Annotated in this window: 4 protein-coding genes; 3 read left to right on the top strand and 1 reads right to left on the bottom strand. The window is 77.0% G+C overall.

Going from position 1 to position 2,978, the window contains the following annotated elements; all coding sequences use genetic code 11:
* Both G6556_RS18070 and G6556_RS18065 read left to right on the top strand, forming a co-directional pair.
* Positions 1-835: DNA/RNA non-specific endonuclease (locus tag G6556_RS18070; protein WP_166944428.1), on the top strand; the 835-nt coding region annotated here is incomplete at its 5' end.
* A 105-nt stretch (positions 836-940) separates the two neighbouring features.
* On the top strand, positions 941-1,762 hold the full coding sequence (locus G6556_RS18065) for an SDR family NAD(P)-dependent oxidoreductase (RefSeq protein WP_166944426.1): 822 nt from the start codon (positions 941-943) through the stop codon (positions 1,760-1,762).
* A 10-nt stretch (positions 1,763-1,772) separates the two neighbouring features.
* Here the strand turns inward: G6556_RS18065 and G6556_RS19785 are convergent, their stop codons facing one another.
* Positions 1,773-2,567 carry a glycoside hydrolase family 16 protein gene (locus G6556_RS19785; protein ID WP_166944424.1) on the bottom strand — a complete coding sequence of 265 codons (795 nt, stop codon included), beginning with the start codon at positions 2,565-2,567 and terminating at the stop codon, positions 1,773-1,775.
* Positions 2,568-2,716: 149 nt separating this feature from the next.
* Here G6556_RS19785 and G6556_RS18055 point away from each other — a divergent pair.
* Positions 2,717-2,978, top strand: a 262-nt coding sequence (locus tag G6556_RS18055; RefSeq protein WP_166944422.1) for a hypothetical protein, incomplete at its 3' end; no start/stop codon positions are given.

Genomic DNA, 2,978 nt, shown 5'->3' with positions numbered 1-2,978 from the left:
GGCCCCCGCCGGGGAGTCCCTCGCGATCGACCCGGACTACGCCGCCCGCGGCGGTTACGACCCCGTGTTCCTCGGCGTCCCGCTCCCGATGCCCGGCCCCGGGTCGAACGCGCCGGTCGCGTCCGCCGAGCTGAAGTACCACCACTTCAGCGTCGTGATGCACCGCACGCGCCGGCTCGCGCTGTGCACGGCGGTGAACGTCGACGGCGCGCACACCGAAGCGCGGCCGCGCAGCGACGACCGGTGGATCCTCGACCCGCGGCTGCCCCGCGAGGAGCAGACGGGCGCGGACGTGTACGCCGACAACGCGCTCGACCGCGGGCACCTGGTCCGGCGGCTGGACCCGGCGTGGGGGTCGCTGGCGCGGGCCGCGAACGACGACACCTTCCACTACACGAACTCGGCGCCGCAGCACCACGCGTTCAACGCCGGCTCGACGCTGTGGCTCGGGCTGGAGGAGTACCTGCTCGGGACCGCCCGGCGCGACCGGCTCCGGATCTCGGTGCTGGCGGGGCCGGTCCTCGCGCCGGACGACCCGCCGTACCGGGGCGTGCTGCTGCCCCGGCAGTTCTGGAAGGTGGTCGCCGTCGTGGAGCGCGGCGGGCGCCTGGTCGTCACCGGCTACGTGCTGGGGCAGGACGCGTTCCTGCCGAGCGTGCTCACGGAGGCGACGTTCGGCGCGTACCGGACCTTCCAGGTGCCGGTGTCGATGATCGGGGCCCTCACCGGGCTGGACCTGTCGGCCTACCTCCCGGCCGACCCGCTCGGGACCGTCGAGGCGACCGTCGCCGCGCACGAGCTGCGGACCTACGGCGAGATCGTCCTCGGCGGCTGACGGACCGGGCGCGCCCGCCCGGTGGCGGTGCGCCCGGGCCGGACCTAGCGTCCGACGGGCGGGTGCGGCCGTGCCGCCCGCGTCCACCGGACGAGAGGCCGGACCATGACCGAGCAGATCACGACCCGCCCGCTGGCGGTCGTCACCGGTGCGTCGAGCGGGATCGGGCTGGAGCTCGCCCGTCGGTTCGCCGCCGAGGGGTTCGACCTGGTCGTCGCCGCCGACGAGCCGCAGATCGCCCTCGCCGCGGACGCGCTCACCGCCGCGGGCCACGCCGTGCGCCCGGTGCACGCGGACCTGGGCACGGCCGAGGGCGTCGCGCAGCTCGTCGAGGCGGTGCGCGCCACCGGCCGGCCGGTCGACGCCCTCGCCCTCAACGCCGGGACCGGCGCCGGCGGCCCGTTCGTCGAGACGCCGCTCGAGGGGGACCTGGCCGTCGTGGCCCTGAACGTCGTCGGCACCGTGCGGCTCGCCAAGGCCCTCGTGCCGCCGATGGTGCAGCGCGGGGCCGGCCGGGTGCTGCTGACCGCCTCGACCGCGGCGCTCATGCCCGGGCCCTGGTACGCGACCTACGCGGCGTCCAAGTCGTTCGTGCAGTCGTTCGGCGAGGCGCTGCGGCACGAGCTCGCGGACACCGGCGTCACCGTGACCACCCTGCTGCCCGGCCCGACGGACACGCAGTTCTTCGCGCGCGCCGGCATGGAGGACACCCCCGTCGGCCGCGGGCCGAAGGACGACCCGGCCGACGTCGCCGACCAGGCGTTCGAGGGCCTGATGGCGGGCACGGACAAGGTCGAGGTGCGGTCGCTCAAGGCCCGGCTGCAGACCGCGGCCGCGGCGGTGCTGCCCGACCGCGCCAAGGCCGCGATGCACGCGGCGTTCACCAAGCCCCTGGACGGCGGGCGCCCGGACGACCCGACGGGCTGAGGCACGACGGTCAGCCCGGCGTGACCCGCACCCGCCCGACCACCAGCTCGGGCACGGCGGGGGCGCCGGGCCCGTGCGGCCGCTCCGGGAAGTCGAACACGCCGAGCATGAGCTGCATCGGGTAGGTGGGCGCCTGGGCGACCTCCCGGGTGACGACGCCGTCCACCGCGAAGGTCGCGCGGTCCGGCCACCACTCGACGGCGTACGTGTGCCACGCCGCGACGTCGACCCCGGTGCGGGGCGCGGTGAAGTCCTCGCGCAGGGCCGGGTCGCGGAACGGGTGCACGCCGGACCCCAGCGCGGCCGTCGGCGTGCCGGCCGCGTCCGTCGCCAGGGTGTCGCCGAACACCTCCACGAGGCACAGCTCGCCGCTGCGCTCCGGCACGTCCTCGACCCCGACGAGCCAGGCCGAGAACATCGAGCCCGGTCCGATCGTCGCCCGGCAGGTCACCTCGACCCGGCCGTACCGCGGCGTGCAGGCCCACCGGGCGGGCTGCTCCTCCCGGACCGTCTGCCCGGTCCGGAACGGCTGCTGCCCGTGCGTGCTGCCCACCGGCCCGGACCAGGAGCCGCTCTGCGCCGCGGACACCCGCAGCGGCGGCTCGTGGTCGCCGGGGCACCACACCGGGTGGTCCGCGGGGAGCGTCAGGTGCAGGCCGTCCGGAGCCGTCCGGGCGGTGGCGGCGGCGGCGCTCCGTGAGCTCCACGCGGGCAGGTACGCAAGGGTCCAGCCGCGCTCCTGCGGGGGCGTCGTGAAGTCCTCGTCGACCGCGGTGGGGCCCGGGGGCTGCGCGGGTGCGGGCACGGGGTCCTCCCTGTCGGCGCGGGACGGCGGGGTGCGAGCGGGCCCGACGATCGTAGGGGCGGCCGCGCTCCGGTGGCAGCCCTCCGCGGCCCGGCCTAGCGTCGATCGCGGCGGCCGCACCCGGCGCCGCCACGACCCCGGGAGGACGGATGGCCGACGACGACGTGCGCCGCGAGGACCTGCCCGTGCCGGACTACGACCACCTGCCCATCGGCTCGCTCGGCCACCGCATCCGGAGCCTGGAGGCGGACGAGATCGACGTGCTGCGCCGCTACGAGGAGGCGCACGCCAACCGGGTCGCCGTCATCCAGATCCTCGACCACCGGCTGCTCGACCTGGCCGAGGGCCAGCGCCCGTCCACCGGTGACGCCGCGGCCCCGGCCGCCGAGACCGCCCCGGCCCCGGCCGGCG

The organism is Cellulomonas sp. IC4_254 (assembly GCF_011603975.1).
Lineage (GTDB): Bacteria > Actinomycetota > Actinomycetes > Actinomycetales > Cellulomonadaceae > Cellulomonas.
This window is presented reverse-complemented; position numbering and strand designations above follow the sequence as displayed.